This is a genomic window from Nonomuraea sp. NPDC050790, from assembly GCF_044456745.1.
In the GTDB taxonomy this organism is placed as follows: Bacteria; Actinomycetota; Actinomycetes; order Streptosporangiales; family Streptosporangiaceae; genus Nonomuraea.
In genome coordinates, this window is the sequence record NZ_JBITGF010000017.1 from 38,085 (window position 1) to 54,973 (window position 16,889).

11 protein-coding genes are annotated in these 16,889 nt (G+C 72.0%); 2 read left to right on the plus strand and 9 right to left on the minus strand.

Annotated elements, in window-relative coordinates; genetic code table 11:
- Positions 1–39: 39 nt before the first annotated feature.
- The 6 genes from ACIBEJ_RS49450 to ACIBEJ_RS49475 form a co-directional block, all read right to left on the minus strand.
- Complete coding sequence (locus ACIBEJ_RS49450; RefSeq protein WP_397189998.1) at positions 40–1,290, minus strand: erythromycin esterase family protein; 1,251 nt, start codon at positions 1,288–1,290, stop codon at positions 40–42.
- A 182-nt stretch (positions 1,291–1,472) separates the two neighbouring features.
- Positions 1,473–3,380 (minus strand): PQQ-binding-like beta-propeller repeat protein, encoded by a 1,908-nt coding sequence (locus ACIBEJ_RS49455; protein WP_397189999.1) that lies wholly within the window; start codon positions 3,378–3,380, stop codon positions 1,473–1,475.
- 149 nt (positions 3,381–3,529) lie between these two features.
- Entirely contained in the window at positions 3,530–5,530 is a 2,001-nt protein-coding gene (locus ACIBEJ_RS49460) for a M14 family metallopeptidase (RefSeq protein WP_397190000.1), read from the minus strand.
- A gap of 199 nt (positions 5,531–5,729) precedes the next feature.
- Positions 5,730–7,679, minus strand: coding sequence for a family 10 glycosylhydrolase (locus ACIBEJ_RS49465; protein ID WP_397190001.1), 1,950 nt, complete (start codon positions 7,677–7,679; stop codon positions 5,730–5,732).
- A gap of 22 nt (positions 7,680–7,701) precedes the next feature.
- Positions 7,702–9,372 carry a glycosyl hydrolase family 28-related protein gene (locus ACIBEJ_RS49470; protein WP_397190002.1) on the minus strand — a complete coding sequence of 557 codons (1,671 nt, stop codon included), beginning with the start codon at positions 9,370–9,372 and terminating at the stop codon, positions 7,702–7,704.
- 10 nt (positions 9,373–9,382) lie between these two features.
- Positions 9,383–12,226: an alpha-L-fucosidase gene (locus tag ACIBEJ_RS49475; RefSeq protein ID WP_397190003.1), complete on the minus strand. Its 2,844-nt coding sequence runs from the start codon at positions 12,224–12,226 to the stop codon at positions 9,383–9,385.
- Positions 12,227–12,350: 124 nt separating this feature from the next.
- On the opposite strand from ACIBEJ_RS49475, the gene ACIBEJ_RS49480 reads away from it, so the two are divergent.
- Positions 12,351–13,019, plus strand: coding sequence for a TetR/AcrR family transcriptional regulator (locus tag ACIBEJ_RS49480; protein ID WP_397190004.1), 669 nt, complete (start codon positions 12,351–12,353; stop codon positions 13,017–13,019).
- Positions 13,006–13,830 carry an oxidoreductase gene (locus ACIBEJ_RS49485; protein WP_397190005.1) on the plus strand — a complete coding sequence of 275 codons (825 nt, stop codon included), beginning with the start codon at positions 13,006–13,008 and terminating at the stop codon, positions 13,828–13,830. The genes ACIBEJ_RS49480 and ACIBEJ_RS49485 overlap by 14 nt, the downstream gene beginning before the upstream one ends.
- A gap of 2 nt (positions 13,831–13,832) precedes the next feature.
- Here ACIBEJ_RS49485 and ACIBEJ_RS49490 read toward each other — a convergent pair whose 3' ends face one another.
- Genes ACIBEJ_RS49490 through ACIBEJ_RS49500 form a run of 3 tightly spaced genes read right to left on the minus strand, consistent with a single transcriptional unit; the run spans position 13,833 to position 16,888 of the window.
- Positions 13,833–15,200: a pyridoxal phosphate-dependent decarboxylase family protein gene (locus ACIBEJ_RS49490; protein WP_397190006.1), complete on the minus strand. Its 1,368-nt coding sequence runs from the start codon at positions 15,198–15,200 to the stop codon at positions 13,833–13,835.
- 2 nt (positions 15,201–15,202) lie between these two features.
- Positions 15,203–15,979 carry an SDR family oxidoreductase gene (locus tag ACIBEJ_RS49495; protein ID WP_397190007.1) on the minus strand — a complete coding sequence of 259 codons (777 nt, stop codon included), beginning with the start codon at positions 15,977–15,979 and terminating at the stop codon, positions 15,203–15,205.
- A gap of 48 nt (positions 15,980–16,027) precedes the next feature.
- Complete coding sequence (locus ACIBEJ_RS49500) at positions 16,028–16,888, minus strand: 3-methyladenine DNA glycosylase (RefSeq protein ID WP_397190008.1); 861 nt, start codon at positions 16,886–16,888, stop codon at positions 16,028–16,030.
- Between the last annotated feature and the right edge of the window lies 1 nt (position 16,889).

A 16,889-nucleotide genomic window follows, 5' to 3' on the forward strand; every position in this document is an offset into this window, starting at 1 on the left:
GGAGCGGGTGGGCCAGGTGGAGTGGGCTGGGTGGTGGGGTTAGGGGAGCAGGCGGAGGGGGGTGACGGTTTGGCGGTGGATGATGACGTCGAACCACTGGGTCAGGGAGCCGCCGTGGATGTAGTAGTCGAAGGGGCGGTTCGGGTCGTAGTTGGCGACGGCGCGCATCTTCGTGGGCTGGTTGAGCTGGGGTGGCGTCTTGACGCGGAGGTCCACGGCGTACTGGGGGATCCGGACGTCGCCGAAGGGCCGATCGGCCCAGGTGCGGGGTGGGCGGGGGATGCGTACCGGCTGGCCGCCGATCTTCAGGGTGCCGTGGTCGAAGGTGAAGCCGATGGACAGGTACCGCGGGCCGTACCAGCGGCGTAGGTGGGAGCCCGCGCTGGCGAAGCGGCGCTCGGGGGCGGGCGGCAGGGACAGGCGCAGGTCGGGGGCGTTGGCGGTGTGGGCGCTGGCCGCCCAGTACGCGACCTTGTCACCGGAGAACCGCTGCCACCACCGCAGGTTGCGCGAGGACTGCTGGTCGCGGTAGCCGGTGTCGGCCCTGCGGTCCAGGTACTCGAAGAACGAGACGATCTGGCGGGCGTTGTGCAGGGCCAGCGCCTGCGCGCGGGAGGCGGGCAAGCCTTCGACCACGTCGTAAGCAGCCTGCGCGTGGGCGATATACGGTTTCATGTCCGTTCCGCTCTCGAACAGCTCGCGCAGGTACTTCCCCACGTCGTCGGAGGGCGGGCGGATCTCGGCCAGGTGCGCCCTGACCTGGTCGACCTGGTCGGGGGCCGCCTTGGCCACGTGGTTGATCACCGCGTCGTACGCGGCCGGACGGGTGGCGTAGAACTCGACCCCGACGAAGCGCACCTTGTCGGCATGAGTGGCGTTGTAGGCGCGCAGCCAGCGCAGCACGTCCCTGACCTCCTCGGCCTGCCACGTCGTGGTCATCTGCTTGACCACGGCGTCCAGGTCGCCCTCGCCCTTGACGACGTAGCGGTCGACGATCTGCCCGGTGGTCCAGTCCTCCTCCCACGCGATCGTGCGGAACCCGCGCTCCTCCACCAGGTACCGCATCACCCGGTGCTTGAGCAGCGCCTCCTCCCGCGCCACGTGCGTGGACTCGCCCAGCCCCACGATCTTGGCGTCCCCAATCATCCTGGCCAGCGGCGCGAGGTCGCCGAGCGGCGCGGCCGGGTCGATCGTGGCCAGCGGGACGGCGTGCTCCTTCAACCAGTCCACGACCGGCCCGGTGGTGAGGGACAGGGCGGTGGCGGCGGCGAGGGCGGCGTGCGTGATCATCTGTGGTCTCCTTCGCGATCGGTTTCGCACCCAACCGTCCCTCGGGCCGGTCTCCGGCGCGTCCGCCGCGAAGCGCCCGCGGCGCTACATCAGCCGATGTAGCGCCGCGGGTCCGCCTCCTCCCGCGAGCGCAGCCCCCAAAAGCCCGGTGAGGTACGCGCGCGGCCAGGAGGCCGCCTCGCTCAGGAGCCCGGCTTGATCCGGACCAGGTTGCGGGCCTTCAGCGCGTAGAGCGTCCGGCCGCCGGGGGCGGCGGCCAGCAGCGGCTGGTCGCCGTACGCCTGGCCGGCCAGGCCGTCCACGACGGTGGTGACGGTCATGGCGCGCGGGTCCAGCCGGTAGATCCGCTTGCCGTCGCTGCCGTAGATCCGGCCGCCGGCCTCGATCAGCGTGCCGGAGCCCGAGCTGAGCAGCGGCACCGGCACGGTCCTGGTGACCTTGCGGCGCAGGAGGTCGAACTCGAAGGCCACGCCGGTGGAGGCCAGGCCGTAGAGCTTGCCGTGCCGTACCACCAGGTCGGAGATGCGGGTGGCGCCCGGGACCGGCACGACGCTCCAGCGGGTCTTCTTCGTGAACAGGTCGAAGGCGGCCAGCCTGGCCTCCTTCTCGACCGGGGTGGTGCCGAGGCCGCCCTGGATCTCGCTGCCGAGGTAGGCGGTGCCGGCGAAGGAGGTGACGGAGCGTACCGACTGGTTGGGGACGACGCCGCGGAAGGTCTCGACGGCGTTGCGGCGCGGGTCGTAGAGGGCGAGGGCGCCGCCGTGCAGGCCGTACTCGGGCTGGGTGCCCATCAGCAGGCGCCGGGTGAGGCGGTCGTAGTGGGCGTCGAGCGGGCGGTTCTGCTCGGCTCCCGCGCGGGTCAGCCTGGTCAGGCCGGTGCCGTCGTGGCGCATCTTGAACAGGTACGCCAGCGTGTAGACCGACAGGTACACCTGGTCGCCGACCGGCGTCATCGCCTTGGCCTCGCCAGGCAGGAACGTCCGCGTGCTCGTCCCGGCGGCGGGGTCGTGGACCTGGATCCCGGCCTTGCCGCTGACCAGGACCCGGTCTCCGGCCACGGCGATCGCCATGGGCAGTTCGGGCGCGGGCGGCATCCCCGCCTGGGTCAGGTCGACGCCGGTAAGCTCGCCGGTGGCCAGGTCGTACTCGACCACGGAGCTGGTGAGGGCGCCGACGAGCTTCCCGCCGCGCACGAAGATCCGGTTGAAGGCCGCCCCGTCGTACGGCACCGCCAGCTTGTCCAGCTTCGCGCTGTCGCGGTCGTAGCGGTAGAGGGTCCCGGAGGGCCGGGTGCCGAAGTAGACGTCGTTGTTGGCGGCGTCGATGCCGATGGCGGTGACGTAGGAGTCGCCCGGGGCGTCCACGAGCACGTGCTTGGAGGTGTCGGCCGTCTCCATCAGCAGGAGGTCGCCGGTGGCCGAGAGCCCGGCGGCCAGCAGCCCGTTCTCCAGGGCGAGCGTGCCGACGAAGGTGCGGTCGGCCAGTTCGGGGGGCAGGATCTCCTTCTTCGCGCCGGTGGCCCGGTCGATGGCGACCAGGTGCGCCTTGGCGCCGACTCCGGCGTACACGGTGGTGTCGTCCACGGCGATGCTGCGCACGTACTGCTCGCCCGCGGCGGCCTGGCCGAGGTCGCGGGTTTGGCCGGTGGCGGGGTCGTACTCGACGACCCGGCCGCCGGGGTAGGTGCCGGCGTAGATCTTGCCGTCGGCGGCGGCGTCCATGCTCCAGATGAAGTTGTCCGGCTTGACGTCGGCGACCTTGGTGGCGGTGCCGGTGGTGGTGTCGACCTTGTGGATGTCGCCCGGCGAGTACGTCCCGACGTACAGGTCGGAGCCGACGGCTGCGGTGGCCCAGGTGCCGTCGCCGGAGGGCAGGTCGGTGATCGAGGTGACCTTGCGCTGGGCGGGGTCGTAGGCGCCGATCCTGGTCGGCTTGATGCCTCCGGTGCCCAGGTAGAGCTTGTCGCCGACGAACTCGGCGCCGCTGATCGAGGTCACCGAGGAGGCCGGGCCGAGATCCTCCACGGTGGGCGCCGGCGCGCTCACCAGTCCTGCGGCCAGCGCGACCGCTGCTAAGGCGTTGAGTGGCATGCGGAACACTCTCCCTGCGCTGTCGGGAGCACGGTCGCGCTCCCTCGGGGCATTTACGGCCCAGGCCGTTATTTGCGCAATTGGTATCACGCACGCGCAGAAGTGAGCAAGAGTGGTGCCCGCCCCTCAGCGGAGCGGGCACCCGTGACTCAACCCTTGGACCGGTAGTCCGCCGCGACCCCGATCAGGCTGATCAGCCCGGTCGCGAACTCCAGCGCCTCCTGGTGCCCCTCCTCGAAGGGCGGCTGGAAGCCGACTCCCTGCCAGGTCTTCGTGACCGGGTCCCAGATGTCGCTGCCGACCTCGAAGTCCCAGCCGTAGATGCCGTAGTCGTACCAGAGTTCGTCGGCGGAGTTGCCCGCCGCCGAGTACAGCACGTCGGTGACCGGGCCCGTCTGCTGCGGCCAGGTCACGGTGCCGCGCGAGGAGGCGATGGCCTCCTCGATCGTCCGCGCCGACTTGAGGAAGTACGCCTCCTCGGCGGGGCTCGGCCGGGGCAGCGTGACCCGGCCGTCGAGCTTGTAGGCGCCGGGCGGCCACATGAAGTAGCCGCCGTAGCTGTGCACGTTGAGCGCGAACTTGATGTTGCGGTAGGTCTTGGCCAGCCAGATCACGTTGCGGCTCTCGGCCTCGGAGTGCTCGGCCGGGCCCGCGTAGTTGCCGCTCTGGCAGTTCGGCGAGGCGCCGAAGTAGCCGTCGAACAGCGAGCCGCTGGCGTAGTTGCGGTTGATGTCCACGCCCCAGGTGTTGCGCAGCGCCGGGTCGGCCTGCTGCGCGGGACAGTGGTTGACCAGGTTCTTCCGCTGCATGTTGAAGTCGTAGAAGCTGTAGTTCGCACCGTCGGGGTTGACGGTCGGGACGATGAAGATGTCCGTGCGGCTCAGCAGCCTGCGGGTGCCGGGGTCGCGCCGGTAGTTGCGCAGCAGCCGCTCGGCCGCCTCGATGGTGACCAGCGGCGTCACCCATTCGCGCGCGTGCTCCTGGGCGTAGGCGAGCACGCCGGTGCGCGAGCCGTCCCGCCGCTCGCCGATGCGCAGCGCGAGCACCGTCGCGGGCTTGCGCGACACGCTCGCGGGCGCCTTCAGGAAGTCGGTGAGCTGGGTGAGCGCCGCCGCCGCCAGCACGCCCGTCCCCGGGTCGTTCCGGTACGGCGTCGCCTTCACCAGCGTGCCCGCGCCCGCGTTGATCGCGGCGATGACCTGGGCCGCGGTGCTGACCAGTGCCCCGGTGGGCCCGGTGGCCAGGCTCACCGAAATGATCTTGCCGTTGACGGTCACCCGCAGCGGCCGGTCGGGCGCGCCCGGGTCCACCAGCTCGACGGCCAGGTCGTTGCCGCCCTCGGAACCGTAGGCCAGCGAGGTGACGACCACGGTCCCGAACTGGGCCTGGGCGTGGCGGCGGTAGCCGTTCGTCCTGTTGGGCAGGGCGATGACGTCGGTCAGGTGGGGGTAGCGCCGGTGCAGCTCCCGTACGCGCTCGTTGAGCTGGTCGGGCGGCATGTACTGGCTGACGAAGTCCTTCTGGTATCCGGGCACGGTCCTGTCGGGACGCTCGCCGTCCGGCCACTCCCTGACCCTGGCCTGGGCGGTGCCGCCGCCGGCCGAGGTGACCGTGACCCACTGCGGGCGGGCGTCGACCGGCGACGGCGTCGCGAACTGGTGCCCGAGATAGGCGCCCGCGTCCACGTACGCCACCATCGGCACCTGGCCGCCGCTGCCCCGCGAGCCGCGCCAGGCGGCGGTGAGCACGGCCGCCCCGCCCGCGCTGCTGGTCGCCTCGACGGACAGGAAGTAGCCGTCGCGCGTCTTCCAGTAGACGGCGCGCTCGACGACGATCTGGTCGGCCACGGCGGCGCCCTTGTTCTGGGGCGGGGCGGGCGCGGGGGCGGCGGGATCGGCCTTGGCGACGCCGAGCGGCTGGAGCGCGGCGAGCTGGCTCGGGGTGAGGACGGCGTCGACCCTGATGCTGCCGTCCGGCTGCGGGCGTACCCGCTCGGTGAGGTCGGTGCCCTGGGCGACCAGGCGTTCGAGGGTCGCGCGGTCGGGGACCGAGAGGGTCATGAGCGAGGCGGGTTCCGGGTCCGCGGACGGCGCCGCCGTCACGGCCGCGGGCACGGCCGGGGTCGCGGACAGGACGGCTAAAAGGGTCAACGCGAGGACACTTGCTGATGCGCGTAAGCCACGCATGGCTCTCCTCCTAGATCAGCCTAGGAGATCATTGAAAGCCGGGGCGCTGTGTCCGGCAAGGCTCGCGTGTTTGCATGGGCCGCATGGAAAACGGTTTCCCGGGTGCTCGGCGAGCTGCCCCCGGACCCGGACCGCCGCGACCTGGCGGTCCGGGGCTGACGGGTCAGACCCTGGTGATCCGCACCGCGTCCGCGATCACGTAGCCGGTGGTGGAGGTCCACCTGCTGACGCCGACGACGTTCGCGCTCCCGGCGGCCAGCGTGAAGGTCCCGAGGCTGCGCCACGCCCCGCCGCCCGTCCGCTGGTCCACCCTGATGGTCTGCCCCGCCACCAGGTACGGCGTCGCGCTGTTGTACCCGGGATCGGCCGGATACCAGACCTCGACCCGATAGCTGCCCGCGGCGGGGATGGCCGCGCTGAACCACGCCGGGTCGCTGGCCGCCACCGGCGCGGCGTAGCGGTAGTCGGCGCCGTGGCGCTGCCCGGAGAAGGCGGAGGTGCCCCAGTTGGCACCGGCGGTGAACCCGGCGCCCGCGTTGTCGACGATCACACTGAACGTGCCGCCGTCGCCTCCGGTCACCACCCGGCCCGCGCTCTGCGCGCTCTCCTGGTGGGTCCGGCCGAGCGCGCTCACGTAGTAGGTGTACGTGCTGCCCGCGGCGGCGGAGGCGTCGGTGAACGTGGTGGCGCGGGTGGTGGTCAGCAGGTTGCGGGCGTCGGCGAAGAAGCACGGGTCGGCGGCGGGCGAGCCGTTCACCCGGTAGACGGCGTAGGCGGTGCCGCCGCCCTGCCAGGCGAGTGCCACGCCGCCGCCGGCGCGGGTCGCCGAGGTGATCGACGGCACGCCGGGCGCCGCCCCGGAACCGTGCTCGGGCAGGAGGGCGGGCTTGGAGTAGTGGGCGGCGGTCATCGTGGAGACGGCGTTGATCCGGTTGGCCCTGACGTCCTTGGCGCTGAAGAAGACGTCGCCGCGTACCTCGGGGTGCTGACGGTTGTAGGTGAGGTGGTCGGACAGCTCGGTGGCGCGCTGCCAGGCGGGGTCGACGCCGGCCCGGTAGGCGGCCTGGCCCACGTAGAGCTGCACGGCGGTGCCCCTGACCACGCCGGCCCACCAGGCGGTCAGCACCTTGTAGTCGGCGACGTTGTAGCCGATGTGCCAGTAGAGCTGGGGCGTGATGTAGTCGATCCAGCCTTCCTTCACCCACCGCCGCGAGTCCGCATATATCGCGTCATAGGACTGCAGGCCGGAGGTGTTGGAGCCGAGCGGGTCCGTGCCCGCGTTCCGCCAGATGCCGAACGGGCTCACCCCGAACCGCACGTGCGGCTTGGTCGCGTCGATCCGCCGGCCCAGCTCCTTGATGAGCAGGTTGACGTTGTCGCGCCGCCAGTCGTGGATGTTGGTGAAGCCGTTGGGGTACTGCGCGAACGTGCCCGAGTCGGGGATCGTCTGCCCGCTGACCGGATACGGGTAGAAGTAGTCGTCGAGGTGCACGCCGTCCACGTCGTACCTGGTGACCGCGTCCATCATCGCGTCCTGGATGAAGGAGCGCACGGCGGGGATGCCGGGGTTGTAGTAGAGCTTGCCGCCGTACGCGAAGCGCCAGCCGGGGTTCCTCCTGGCCGGATGGCTGGAGATGAGCCGGTTGGGGTCGGCGTGGTTGGCGACCCGGTACGGGTTGAACCAGGCGTGGAACTCCAGGTTCCTGGCATGCGCCTCGGCGACCATGAAGGCCATGGGGTCGTAGCCGGGGTTGCCCCCCTGCGTCCCGGTCAGCCAGTTCGACCACGGCTCGTGCGGCGAGGGCCAGAACGCGTCGGCCGTCGGCCGGACCTGCACCACGACGGCGTTCATCCGCTTCTGCACCGCGAGGTCGAGCCACGAGCGGAACTCGGCCTGCTGCGCCGCCACGCTGAGCCCGGTGGCGCTGGGCCAGTCGATGTTGGCCACGCTGGACACCCACATGGCGCGGAACTGCCGCTTGGGCGTGGCCGGATCCACGGCGCAGGCCGCGGCCACCGAGGCGGCGGCCGGCGCCGGGTTCAGGAGGACCGGGTTCAGGAGGGACGTGAGGAGGAGGGCAAGGACGGCTAAGACACCACGACCTGTCGTCACGAAAGAAAGCTTCTTCTTCCTGTCAGTCCCTGTCAATAATCTCCCGCTGGGCCTGGTAAAGGTCGCGCACGCGCGGCCGTACGCCGTGATCGCCCTGGAAGCTCTCCAGGTCGCCGGTGAAGTCGGGGGTGAGCTCGCTGCCGCCGCTCGCCCCCTGGATGCCGATCGACACGCTGCGCGGGGCCACGTCGGCGATGGTCAGCGCGTACGGGCTGGCGCCGGTGATGCGCACGTTCCAGTGCGCGATGCGCGCGCCGAACAGCGGGCCCGAGGCGCCTGAGCCGCCGACCCTGCCGTTGTTGACCAGCGTGATGTCGGTCCTGACGTTCTCGAACGGCAGGCCGCGATGGGTGTCGAAGGTGCCCTCGGCCATGGTGCCGCGCCGCCAGACGTTGCCCGAGGACAGCCCCTCCAGGTTGAGCCCGTGGTGCACGGCCCCGGACGGCACGGGGACGGTGAACGCCTCGATCTCGAAGTCCTCGACCAGGTTGTCGTGCGACTGCATCCGGCAGGCGAAGCTGTGGTGCGCGGCCCTGCCGCCCACGGCCACGTGGCTGAGCGTGTTCGACTTGGCCGTGGTGAAGCCGAAGCCGAGGTCGCAGTTCTCCACCCGCACGTCGTAGGCCCAGCAGTCGTGCACCGCCTGGAAGCAGACGCCGTTGGAGCCGGGGTGCTTGTTGTGGGCGGTCATCGGGACGACCGCGTTGCGCACGGTCAGGCGCTCGACCCCGCTGTCGTGCACGGTCGGGCCGAGGGCGCGCAGCTTGGCCGGCCACTCGGGGCGCAGGTCGTAGCGGATCGGCTCGGCCAGCCTGACCAGGCGCGGGCCCAGGACCGCCGCCACCCTGACCGGCCACTGGAAGGAGGAGTACTGCACGTACTGCCCGCCCGAGCCGGTCACCAGTTGCGGGGCGCGGCGCGGCCAGTCGTAGGTCCTGGTGCCGGGGATGTCGCCCGCCACGTGCTTCAGCAGGCCCGCGTCGGGCCGGTTCTCGGTCTCCAGCAGCACCATGTCGCCCGCGCGGAGCCTGGCGGTGTCGGAGACCATGAGCGTGCGCGCGCCGCGCGTGGCCGCCGACACCTCGGCGAGCGTCTCGCCCATGAGCCAGTTCTCGGTGCCGGCGAAGTCCTCCGACTCCGACAGCGCCCTGCGCTCCGGGGAGATGAACCACACCTGGCCGCCCGTCCACGACCAGCGGCTGTTGCCGTTCGACTGGCGGGCGGGCCGGTAGCCGTCGTCGAGGCTCCTGGCGAAGTGCAGGATCGTCCGGTCCCGCCCGGAGCCGCGCAGGACCACGTTCGACCAGTGCATGAAGACCGGGGAGTTCAGCAGGTACGTGCCCGGCGGCACCAGCACGACGCCGCCGCCGCGCTCCCCCGCCGCCTTCAGCGCGGCGTTGAAGGCGGGGGCGCAGTCGGTGACGCCGTCGGCCTTCGCGCCGTGGTCGGTCACCTTCGCCACCACGCGCCCGTGCCTGGGCGGCTTGGACCCGAGCCGGTAGCCGGCGCGGGAGACGTCGGGGACGAGCGGGTGGGCGCCGGGCGCCGACGCCCACTGCTCCAGCAGGGCGGACGAGTCGTCCTTGGGAGCGCGCTCCCCCTCCGATAAGGCCGGGGTGGCGGCGAGCGCGGGGACCGCCGCGGCGGCCACCGCCGCGCCCAGCAGGGCGCGGCGGCTGACGGTGTCGTGCATGTGGTGCTCCTCAGGGGGTGGGTCGGCCGAGCGAGAGCCGGTCCAGGTCGGGCGCGGAACCGTTGTCGTTGTGGATCTTGATGGTGTTCTGCCCGGCGCCGAGGGTCACCGGGACCCTGGTCGTGTAGGGGGTGTTGTTGCCGACGCCGTCCACCCGCACCTCGACCGGCGTCCCGTCGTTGACGGTGACGAAGAACGAGCGCGGGCCGTTGACCGTGTAGTCGGCGAACAGCGTGTAGGTCCCGGCCTCCGGCACGCTCACGTTCTCGAACAGCACGTACGCGTCGGGCGCGCCGCCCAGGTTGCGCACCTTCTGCCCGCCGGAGCACGGGCCGCAGCCGGTGATGCCGGCGCTGCCGAGCTGGTTGGCCGAGTCCTCCGCCTCGCGCATCCAGACCCGGTCGGCGGGGCGTGGCCGTACCCTGACCTGCTTGGAGGTCTGGGCGGGGCGGCCGAGTACCTGGAAGGCCGCGGTGACCGGGATGTCGGCGGCGGTGACGTCCTGGCCGGGCGGCGAGGTGAGCGTCCAGGTCGCGGAGAGCGTCTGGCCGAGCCGCATGGTGACCGCGGTCGCCGGGTCACCCTGCACCGTCCAGCCCTGCGGGGCCTTGGGTGCCAGCGTGACCTGGTCGAGCTGGTCGTCGGCGTCGAGCCGCAACGTGGCGGAGACCTTGATCGCCTGCTGTCCAGGACCGACCCACTGCAGGCCGCCGGGCTCGACGGTCAGCGTCGTGGTCGGCACCTGGGCGGCGGGCGGCAGCGGCGCGATCGCGATCCTGTCGATCCCGGCCGCGCTCTCCGCCAGCGAGATCGTGTTCGCGCCCTTCTTCAGCGGTACGGCCAGCGCCGTGGCCACCGGCACGTCCTTGGCATCGGCCTTGACCGGCACCTCGACCGGCGCGGCCCCGTTGACCGCGACCTTCACCGAGGTGTCCGTGCCGGAGGTGTGGTCGATCTGCAGCCGATAGGTCCCGTCCTCGGGCACGGTCACGTCGTCGAAGGTGAGCGTGCCACGCTGCAGGCCGGTGACCCGGAAGTGTCCCGAGCAGGTGCGGCACAGGTCGGGGCGGGCGCCGCCGGCCCGGTCGGCGTGCTCGGCCTCAAGGGGCGCGGCCGGACCGAGGGAGAACGGGTGCGCGTAGGCGACCTTGATCTCGTCGATGCGCACCTGGCGGTGGTAGCGCGGGGCCTGCGGGCCGCCCCAGGTGTCGAGCACCTCCAGCCTGACGTGGCGGGCCCGCTGCTCGCCCAGGTCGATGAACTGCACGCCGCGCGCGCTGCGCAGGGCGCCGGTGCGCACGGGCTTGCCCCAGTCCTTGCCGTCGGAGCTCAGGTAGACGCGGTAGTCCTTGATGCGCGCGGAGTCCTCGGGGCGGCCGAAGCTCTCGCGGGCGTAGGTGGGCGACCATTCGCGCTGGTTGACGGCGAGCGAGGTGAGGACGCGGCGCTGCCCCAGGTCGAGGGTGGTGGAGATCGGGAGCCGGCCCTTGTTGTCCCAGTAGGTCGAGAAGTCGCCGTCCACGAGTCCGGGGGCGGCGGCGCGGACGCCGTCGTGGTAGAAGCGCTGGCCGGCGGTCTCGACCTTGAAGACCGTGTCGTACGGGTCCCAGTCGGTGATGCCGAGGATCGTCAGGTGCCCGGCCGACTGGTGGAAGCGCAGCTTCTTGCCGGTGCGCAGGTCGCTGACGCGGGTGACCCAGTAGCCGTTGTCGCGCAGCCGTACGTGGTCGGTGCGGGGGCGGGTGACGACGTGGACGTACTGCGTCCGCGCGCCCGGCTCCACCGTGATCACCCCGTGCGCGCCGTCGTTCCAGAAGCCGGGCTGCATGCCGCCGTACATGTAGCCGCCGCCCTCGGTGCCGTACAGGGAGGAGCGGATGGGCGGGACCCAACCGGCCATGAAGTCGTTGAACGCCGCCTGCTGGGGCGGGAACCTGCCGTTGACCATCGGGGTCTCGGCCATGAGCGACTTCATCGACGAGCCCGCGTTGGTGATGTAGCGGCCGGTGCTGAGCCGGGTGTCGACGGGGTGGTTGCCGCCGTCGTACCACCACTGGCCGGTGGTCGGCAGCTTGTAGTCGGCCTCGACCAGGCGGGGCATCGGCGTCCAGGCGGCCTGCGGGTAGTCGTAGGACGGGGTCATGCCAGTCTTCTGCTCGTTGCTGACCGTGTCCATGATCGGCGTGTCCTCGTTGTTGTTGCTCAGCAACCAGGACGGGCGCCGCTCCCTGATCTGCTCGTAGAGCCGGTTCTGCTCCCAGTAGGCGTTGTCGTTGTCGATCCAGAACCCGGCCAGGTCCGCGTAGTTCTCCATGACCTCGAAGAACAGGTCGTAGGAGTACATGCCGAAGCCGTCGCGGGTGGTCAGGTCCACCTGGCGGCCCTTGTAGGCGGAGTAGGCGGCCGAGTCGAGGGTCGAGACGCCCTGCTCGTTGTGCCACTGCGGGTCGTCGGTCATATAGAGGATGATCCGCACGTCCTTGGCCTTGCCGGCCGCCACCAGCTCGCCGAGTAGGTCGCGCTCGGTGGCGCAGCTTCCGGGGATCTTGGACGGCCACGGGCGGGCGTACCCGAGCCGGCTGTGGAAGGTCGCCAGCACGATGTACGAGGCGCCGAGCTTGCGCGCCTCGTCCACCCAGTAGCCGGCGCTCCAGCCGCCCTCGGTGACGTCGCGCTCCCAGGCCGCGCAGTCGAGGTGGCGGGGTGCGGTGAACATGCCCCAGTGCAGGAAGAGCCCGGCGGTGGAGTCGCGCATCCACTTCTGGCGGGGATGCTCGACCTCCGCTCCGGCCGGCAGGGCCCAGAGCAGGCTCGATAACAGGATCAGGATGACGGTGAGCGCGCGAGATCGCATGGCACCTCCAGACATCCGATGATTACAAGCGGTTGCAAGGTGGTCAAGCGGTTCCGGCAGGCGTACGCTGATGACTGATTGACCGGATTTCAAATCTGGTCACAAAGTCAGAAGGGAGGAACGCGTGCGAGAACGCGCCGACCGGATCCTCGACGCCGCCGCCGGGCTGCTCGTCCAGCTCGGATACAAGAAGGTGACGGTCGAGGACATCGCCCAGCGCGCCGGCATCGGCAAGGGCACCGTCTACCTGCACTGGAGCACCAAGCAGCAGCTCTTCGAGGCCGTGTTCCTGCGCGAGGCGGTCGCCTACACCGACGCGCTGCGCGCCGCCCTGCGCGCCGAGCCCGCCGTGGTCAGGCCGCACCGGCTGCTGAGCGAGTCCTACCTGCTCGTCATGGGCAACCCCGTGCTGCGGGAGCTGTTCTCCGGCGACGCCCGCTTCCCCCGGGGCGGGCTCACCGACGTCGTCGCCAGGGGCAGGGAGCTCATGGCCGCCTCGAACTTCTACGACGTGCTCATCCGCCACAAGCTCATGCGCGACGACGTCCCCGACCTGCACTACACGCTGGCCGCCACCCACGCCGGGTTCTACCTGCTCGACGCCTACGACCCCACCGCCGCCCGCGACGTGCAAGACAGGGCCGAAGCGCTCGCCTTCGTGGTACGGCACGCCTTCGAGCCCCCGGCCGAGCCAGGCCGGCCCGCCCTGGAGACGGCCGCCGCCGAGCTCCTCACCACCATCGATCAGATCCTGCCGCCCTACGAGAGGTGGATCTACAGTGAGAACGCCTAAAGTCTGCCTGGTCACCGGCGCCTCCTCCGGCATCGGCAAGGCCACCGCGATCGAGCTCGCCCGCGCCGGCCACACCGTGTACGGCGTGGCCAGGCGCGTCGAGCGGATGGAGCCGCTGCGCGCGGCCGGCGGGCACCCGCTGGCCATGGACATCACCCGCGAAGCCGACCTCGCCCGCGTCGTCAGCACGGTCATCGACGCCCACGGCCGCATCGACGCGCTGGTCAACAACGCCGGGATCGGGCTGCACGGCTCGGCCGAGGAGGCCCCGCTCGACCGGGCCCGCGAGCTGTTCGAGGTCAACCTCTTCGGGCCCGCGCGGCTGGTGCAGCTCGCCCTGCCGTACATGCGTGAGCGCCGGTCGGGCCGGATCGTCAACGTCTCCTCGATCGGCGGCGAGATCGCGCTGCCCCTCGGAGCCTGGTACTACGCCTCGAAGCACGCGCTGGAGGCCTACTCCGACACCCTGCGGCAAGAGGTCGGACGGTTCGGGGTGGAGGTGGTGCTCGTGCAGCCGGGGATCATCAGGACGGAGTTCGAGGACGAGACCCCGCGCGAGCTGCGCGAGATCTCCGGCAAGGGCGCCTACGCCGACGTCGCGCTGCCGATGGCCGACAAGGCGGAGGAGGCGTTCGGTCCCGGGACCAAGGCGTCGGACCCGGCCGTGGTGGCGCGGGCGATCCTGCTGTCGATCGAGACGAGCCGGCCGAAGGCCCGCTACGCCATGGGCTACCTGGCCAAGCTGCTGCTGCGGATGAACCGGCTGCTGCCCGACCGCGCCTGGGACAAGATGGTCACCCGCACGCGGTGAGCTCAGCCGGCCAGGCGGACGATCGCGGCCAGCGAGCGGTCCACGTCCGCCTCGGTCGTGGTGGCGTTGGCCACCGAAATCCGCATCAGCCGCCGCCCGCGCCAGGTCGTGCCGCCCACCCAGCAGGTGCCGTCCCGCTGGACGTCCGCCACCACCCGGCCGGTGCGCGCGTCGTCGCCGAAGCCGACCAGCACCTGGTTCAGCACCACGTCGTTGGCGACCTCGAACCCGGCCGCCGCCAGCCCCTCGGCGAACCGGCGGGCCAGCGCGCAGCAGCGCTCGACCAGCGCCGCGACCCCGTCGCGCCCCAGCTCGCGCAGCCCCGCCCACACCGCGAAGCCGCGGGCCCGCCGCGAGGACTCCGCGGTGAGGTCCGCGCCCTCCGGCACGCCCCCCGACCCGACCAGGTACGCCGCCGCGTACGACATCGCCGTGCCGTGGACCCTCGGCCTGGCGCAGAACGCGAACCCCGAGTCGTAGGGCAGGTTCAGCCACTTGTGGCCGTCGCAGGCCCAGGAGTCGGCCAGGTCCAGCCCGTCGACCAGGTGCCGGGTCGAGGGGGCCGCCGCCGCCCACAGCCCGAAGGCGCCGTCCACGTGCACCCACCCGCCGTGGCGGTGGACCAGCTCGCACGCCTGCCTGAGCGGGTCGCAGGCGCCGGTGTTCACGTTGCCCGCCTGGAGACAGACGATGAGCGGCCCCGCGGGCGCTCCGGCCAGCCGGTCGCGCAGCGCCCCGAGGTCGATGGCGCCGTTCGCGTCGGCGGGCACCGCCTCGACCACGTCGCCGCCCAGGCCCAGCAGCCGCAGCGAGCGGTCGATCGTCCCGTGCCGCTCCGCGCCGGCCACGACCCGGATCGGCGGCGCGCCGGGCAGCCCGCGGCGTTCCACGTCCCAGCCCGCCTCCGCCAGCACGTGGTGCCGCGCGGCGGCGAGCCCCGCGGTGTTGGCCGCCTGGCATCCGGTGACGAACCCCACCGAAGCCGACGCCGGAATCCCCAGCAGCTCCTTCAGCCAGCCCCCGGCCGCGGTCTCGGCGGCCAGGGCGGCGGGCGAGGAGACGACGTTGGTGGCCATCTGGTCCCAGCCGGTCGCGAGGATGTCGGCCGCGCTCGCCGCGGGCAGCGCGCCGCCGACGACGAACCCGAAGTAACGCGGCCCCGCACCGGCGACCAGTCCTGGCTCGGCGGCGGCGAGCAGCTCCGCCAGCACCTGCGTGGGCGGTGTGGGGGCGGCGGGCAGCGGCCCGGAGAACGCCTCGACCAGCGCGTCCTGGTCGACCGGCACGCCGACCGGCCGCTCGGGCAGGGAACGGCGGAATCCGGCCCCGTGGTCGGCGGCCAGGCGGAACAAAGGGCCCAGGTCCTCCACCGTTACAACGACTCCACGAACCGCGACATCCCGGCCAGCCAGCGGTCGGGGTCGTCGGCCTTGCGCCGCACGTACTCGGGCACCTCCGGGTGCGGGAAGATGAAGAACCGCTCGGCCTCGACGCCCGCGACGACGGCCGCCGCGACCTCCTCCGGCTCCAGGATCGGGCCTGACGCGCCGACCGCCCGCGCGGTGAGGTGGTCCTCCTCGACCCCGCGCCTGAGCATCCCGGTCCGCACGCCCTGCGGGCAGAGCACGCTGACCTTGACGCCCTTGCCCGCGTAGTGGATGGAGACCCACTCGGCGAAGGAGATCGCGGCGGCCTTGGTGACCGCGTAGGGGGCGTCGCCTGGGCAACTGATCAGCCCGGCCGCCGAGCAGGTGTTGACGAGGTAGCCGCCGCCCCGCTCGACCATGCCGGGCACCACCGCGCGAGCGGCGTACACGTGGGCCATCACGTTGATCCCGAACAGGGTCTGCCACTCCGCGTCGGCCGCGTCCAGCCCGTGACCGGCGATGACGCCGGCGTTGCTGCAGAAGAGGTCCACCGGCCCGAAGGGCGTGCTCGCCAGCGCCGCCACCTCGCTCTCCACGGACACGTCCGCCCGCACGGCCACCGCCCGCTCGCCGATCTCCTTGGCCACCGCGGCGGCGCCGTCACCGTCCAGGTCGGCGACCACGACCCCGGCCGCTCCCTCGGCGGCGAAGCGCATGGCCATCGCCCGCCCGATCCCGCCCGCCGCCCCGGTGACCACGGCGACCTTGCCCCTGATGTGCATACACCACGCTCCTGTACCGACCAGCCGGTATCCAGAACGTAGTTCTCCTCACACCCGGGCGTCAATCGCGATGAGGCGCTCGCACACGTCCAGCAGCCGCGCCCGCAGCGGCGCCGCCCGCAGCGCGAACCCCCGCTGCAGCGCCGCGTACTCGGTCCGCCCCGCCGCCGTCTCGACGGGGATCGGCCGGTAGCCCAGCCCGCCGAGGTCGTACGGGCTGGCGCGCATGTCCACCTCGCGGATCTCCCGCGCCAGCGCGAAACAGTCGGCGATCAGCTCGCTCGGCACCAGCGGCGACAGCTTGTAGGCCCACTTGTAGAGGTCCATGTTCGCGTGCAGGCAGCCGGGCTGCTCCATCTCGGCCTGGCGTTCGCGGGTGGGCTCCAGCACGTTGAGCGGCCTGGCCGCCTCGGTGAAGAAGCGGAAGGCGTCGAAGTGGCTGCAGCGCACCCCGCGCGCCTCCACCACCGCCGCGATCTCCTGGGGCGCCATCCTGAGGGGCTGCCTGGCGTGCCGCACCTCGTCGGTGCGGTAGACCATGGCCCACTCGTGCATCCCGAAACACCCGAACTGTCCGGTACGGCCGGCCGTCGCCCCGAGCAGCCGCGCCGTCCACTCGACCATGGCCATCCGCTTGTCCAGCAGGCCGGTCGTGTCCAGGCGCTGCCCGCCCTCGACGTCCACGTACTCGGTCCCGAGACCCTCGGCCCCCAGCAGCACCACCCCGGCGCCCGGGTGCCAGCGGCGCAGCCTGGCCGGGCGGAAGCTGTAGTAGCTGAACAGGAAGTCCTCGACCGGATGCGTCTCGCGCGCCTGCCGCCTGCGCAGATGCGGACCGATCCAGGCGTCGACCCGGCGCTCGTGCGCCTCGGCCCGCCGCCGCCACTCCCGCTCCTCCAGCTTCTCCACC

Coding starts and splice junctions, on each gene's coding strand:
- ACIBEJ_RS49450 (WP_397189998.1), bottom strand. CDS start 1,290: ATGATCACGCACGCCGCCCTCGCCGCCGCCACCGCCCTGTCCCTCACC.
- ACIBEJ_RS49455 (WP_397189999.1), bottom strand. CDS start 3,380: ATGCCACTCAACGCCTTAGCAGCGGTCGCGCTGGCCGCAGGACTGGTG.
- ACIBEJ_RS49470 (WP_397190002.1), bottom strand. CDS start 9,372: ATGCACGACACCGTCAGCCGCCGCGCCCTGCTGGGCGCGGCGGTGGCC.
- ACIBEJ_RS49475 (WP_397190003.1), bottom strand. CDS start 12,226: ATGCGATCTCGCGCGCTCACCGTCATCCTGATCCTGTTATCGAGCCTG.
- ACIBEJ_RS49495 (WP_397190007.1), bottom strand. CDS start 15,979: ATGCACATCAGGGGCAAGGTCGCCGTGGTCACCGGGGCGGCGGGCGGG.